Origin of the sequence: Arsenophonus endosymbiont of Bemisia tabaci Q2 (assembly GCF_902713415.1) — a bacterium.
In the GTDB taxonomy this organism is placed as follows: Bacteria; Pseudomonadota; Gammaproteobacteria; order Enterobacterales; family Enterobacteriaceae; genus Arsenophonus.
Window position 1 is genome coordinate 1 of sequence record NZ_CACTIE010000184.1, and the last position, 3,217, is coordinate 3,217.

Annotated in this window: 4 protein-coding genes and 2 pseudogenes; 5 read left to right on the forward strand and 1 reads right to left on the reverse strand. The window is 33.5% G+C overall.

The window, feature by feature from the left end:
• Positions 1-1,193: 1,193 nt before the first annotated feature.
• From ARSQ2_RS14985 to ARSQ2_RS14995, 4 genes and pseudogenes are all read left to right on the forward strand, one after another.
• Positions 1,194-1,409 carry a pentapeptide repeat-containing protein gene (locus ARSQ2_RS14985; protein ID WP_181995143.1) on the forward strand — a complete coding sequence of 72 codons (216 nt, stop codon included), beginning with the start codon at positions 1,194-1,196 and terminating at the stop codon, positions 1,407-1,409.
• A complete protein-coding gene (locus ARSQ2_RS09450) occupies positions 1,354-1,833 on the forward strand; it encodes a pentapeptide repeat-containing protein (protein ID WP_181995144.1) in 480 nt (159 codons plus the stop codon). Before ARSQ2_RS14985 ends, ARSQ2_RS09450 begins: the two co-directional genes overlap by 56 nt.
• An 11-nt stretch (positions 1,834-1,844) precedes the next feature.
• Positions 1,845-2,015: pseudogene (locus ARSQ2_RS14990) on the forward strand (pentapeptide repeat-containing protein); the annotation flags it as partial.
• Between the two features lie 12 nt (positions 2,016-2,027).
• Positions 2,028-2,267 (forward strand): pentapeptide repeat-containing protein, encoded by a 240-nt coding sequence (locus tag ARSQ2_RS14995; protein ID WP_255487676.1) that lies wholly within the window; start codon positions 2,028-2,030, stop codon positions 2,265-2,267.
• A 229-nt stretch (positions 2,268-2,496) separates the two neighbouring features.
• Here ARSQ2_RS14995 and ARSQ2_RS09460 read toward each other — a convergent pair.
• Positions 2,497-3,031: pseudogene (locus ARSQ2_RS09460) on the reverse strand (hypothetical protein).
• A gap of 17 nt (positions 3,032-3,048) precedes the next feature.
• Here ARSQ2_RS09460 and ARSQ2_RS09465 point away from each other — a divergent pair.
• Positions 3,049-3,201: a hypothetical protein gene (locus tag ARSQ2_RS09465; protein WP_181995146.1), complete on the forward strand. Its 153-nt coding sequence runs from the start codon at positions 3,049-3,051 to the stop codon at positions 3,199-3,201.
• Positions 3,202-3,217 lie beyond the last annotated feature (16 nt).

The following is a 3,217-nucleotide window of genomic DNA, read 5'->3' on the forward strand; positions in this document are numbered from 1 at the left end:
GCTAAATGCAAAAAAAGAGCGCTCGGATGCGACACAGATATTTTGTTCGCACTTAATATGGTATAATCAAAATTAAGTCGCTTAGCTATATTTTCCGCTTTTCATCCATTTTTCATCCATCGCGAGATAGTTTTACGGTTTACGCCCGTATGTTGGGCATACTCAGAAATATTCATCGTCGACGTGGGACATTTTCGTCAATCAATGGGACATAGCGTGGGACATGTCCCAGATTAAATGGGACACTAAATCTAAATCATTTTTCGCTAACTTGATGAAATTAAAATAAAAGTGACCCTCCCATATCATGGGAGCTGGGACACAAATTCAAAAACGTTTACCTAGTGAAATACTGCGGTGCGCAATGCCCACGGTTTACGATAGTGTCAGGAAGGACCCAAATAAATATTATAATAAACAATAGGTTATTGTTATAAAGGTTTAATTAAACACGACAAATATATTAGCTATTTTAGAAGTCTTGCCGCATTTGGCATCATAATAATATTAATTATTTGAATAATCTCTATAAATGTGAAAATGTGATCTTTTCCATGGTAATGCGCAAAAATGTGATACAGACTGATTACGATTGCAATCTCTATAGTACTTTCATCAAAATTAAGGTGATGACCTGATTATTATTTAACACAGATAAGTTATATATAAATTATTAGATTAAGTATTTTGGGATAAACCAAAATAAGCAAATGAAGTTTATTTCAAATTTTACACTTTTGGGAAAATAGAAAATATGGCATACGTAAATTTCGTAAATTTGAATGCAGAATGTTGTTCAAGTTTTGCTCATCATATGATGAATCTTAACAATGTAGAAGATAAAAATTTAATAACATCACCGAAAGGACTACTTGAATATATAATAAATTTTTTACCGCAGGGGGGATCGAAAAGGAATTATCTAAGCAATACGATAATTTTATTCAAGCAGTAACTTATTCTATTGAAGAAAATAACGCTGATCCAAACTCTTATCATTTGCCTGAGAAAATCGAATTTAATTTTAACGATTGTCTAGTAGCAATTACCTCTTGTGATTCTTCTCCTGATAGCGTAACTATTAATGTTCAAGGAAAAAAGGAGAGAGCTTTACTTCAAAAATAAGTGAGAAAGAGTTTAAAAATATCGCTACATTATTGTTATTACAAAAACGGCTTAATTTAAACGTTAACATGAAGGAAGGTAAAATAGATTTATCCGGCATAAATCTATCAGGCAAAAATCTATCGAGAATTAACTTAGAAGGCGCAAATTTATCATTTGCGGATCTAAGCGAGGCAAACTTAATCCGAGCGAATCTGGAAAACGCAAATATGGCGAATTCGAGACTCAATGAAAGCCATGCTAATCCAAACCAACCTAAACGGAGCAAATCTAGAACATGCTGAATTAAATAATGCAAATTTAAATTCAGCCTTGTTAAAGAAAGTAACAATGCTTGGTATTAATTTGATGGGTTCAACGCTTATTCATGCAGATTTAAGGGAAGCAGATATAAAAATATCTATCTTGGCTGATACAAATCTACAGCATACAAAATTAAATAACGCAACTATTGATGCATCAGATTTAACACTTGCAGAGATCGATGAAGCAGATTTAACAAATGCACATCTGTTTTTGACAAAAATGAAAGGAGCAAATCTGAGCAGAGCAAACCTAAACCAAGCACAACTAAAGTATGCGAACTTAGAAAAAGCAAACCTAACTCAAGCTATCTTAATCGAAACGGATCTGCATAAGGCAAATCTATCTGGAGCACATTTTCAACAAGCAAATTTAGCAAAAACTAATCTTCACGCAGCAGATTAGATTTAAGTTATACCAATTTAGCAGAAACTATATTAGTCGAATCTAATTTAAGTAACACAAATCTAGAAGGCACTGTTTTACAAGAAGCTAATTTGACCAAAACAAACTTAAAGAATGCGAACTTAAGTAAAAGTAATTTAATGAAAGCGGTGTTAAGAGAGGCTAATTTAAGCAATGCAAATCTGGAAGGCGCTATGTCGAAAAAAGCAAATCTTACAGGAGCTAACCTAAATGGTGCAAACTTAACTGAAAGCAATTTAAAAAAAGCTTCGTTGAAAGATGCTAACTTAACAGAAGCTAATCTTGATAGAACAAAATTGAAGCAGAGAAATTTAGAAAACACAGATTTGACCGCAGCAAACCTTGACTCTAAAACCACAATAAATATGTTAGCAAAAAAAGCGATATCAAAGCTGGGTAAAATTTATGGTTGAAAAATTCAATATATTCTATATAGTTAATACGATATTACAATATATTGATAGTCTTTTTACTCAAAAGTATGAAGTTTATACTAGCTTAAACTTTATCTGACAGAAACTGTTTATTTACACAGTTTTCTGTCAGGCTGAATTTGATTTGAATATTTTTATTAATCTTAATCTCTGTTTTTCCGCCTTAGCTATTATAAATTATTGCTATTGAGTTCAATCAATCTGTATATCAAACGGAGCAGATTATTTTGCCCGTCCGCATTGCTTCATCAAATGCACGACTAATCTCCTGTGGTAATAGCGCCTGAGCCATCTTTTGCGCTCTATCCTGATAACCGAGTACAGGTTCAACTGGTAAGGCATCGCCAAAACGAATTAACAGCTTATGCATGGGTTGTTTCTGTTGTGCTTTAGGTGTTTCGTTTGATGAACGTTTCAGGCGTTTTTTATTTTTCTTGCCTTTTTTCGCTTTCTTTCATTGCCATACGCTATTGATACCGTTTATATCACCCATAAAGACATTATCTTTGCTTTTTAATTGACTTAATTTATTACGGGGCAAGTTACCATATTTATTGAGTTTGACGTTTTTAGCATTGAGTAATGCTGCACTGTTAAGTTTATGAACGCCTCCGACTTCAAAGGGTTCAAGATAACTGGCTGCGATATCACGAACGAAAACCCTTGCACGCAAATGATCTTTACGCGCGCCTTTCGAACCAACTACCAACTGATTTAAGGGTAAATGGTGTTGGATTTTCTATAGCTAGGCGACTTTAAAATGATTACAAGTAATTACTCTATATCAGTAAATTTATATTGGAGAAAAACATATATTTTCGTAATCAAAATTAAGACGCTTAGCTATAACTGTCTCTGCAAAGCAACCTTTTGCGCCTGTTCTATTTTCCTCACCACCCTTTTCATGGGCTGAGCTGTAGCAAAAGTGA

Excerpts from the sequence above, each read along its gene's own strand:
- ARSQ2_RS14985 (WP_181995143.1), top strand. The coding sequence starts at position 1,194 with ATGAAGGAAGGTAAAATAGATTTATCCGGCATAAATCTATCAGGCAAA.
- ARSQ2_RS09450 (WP_181995144.1), top strand. The coding sequence starts at position 1,354 with ATGAAAGCCATGCTAATCCAAACCAACCTAAACGGAGCAAATCTAGAA.
- ARSQ2_RS14995 (WP_255487676.1), top strand. The coding sequence starts at position 2,028 with ATGTCGAAAAAAGCAAATCTTACAGGAGCTAACCTAAATGGTGCAAAC.
- ARSQ2_RS09465 (WP_181995146.1), top strand. The coding sequence starts at position 3,049 with ATGATTACAAGTAATTACTCTATATCAGTAAATTTATATTGGAGAAAA.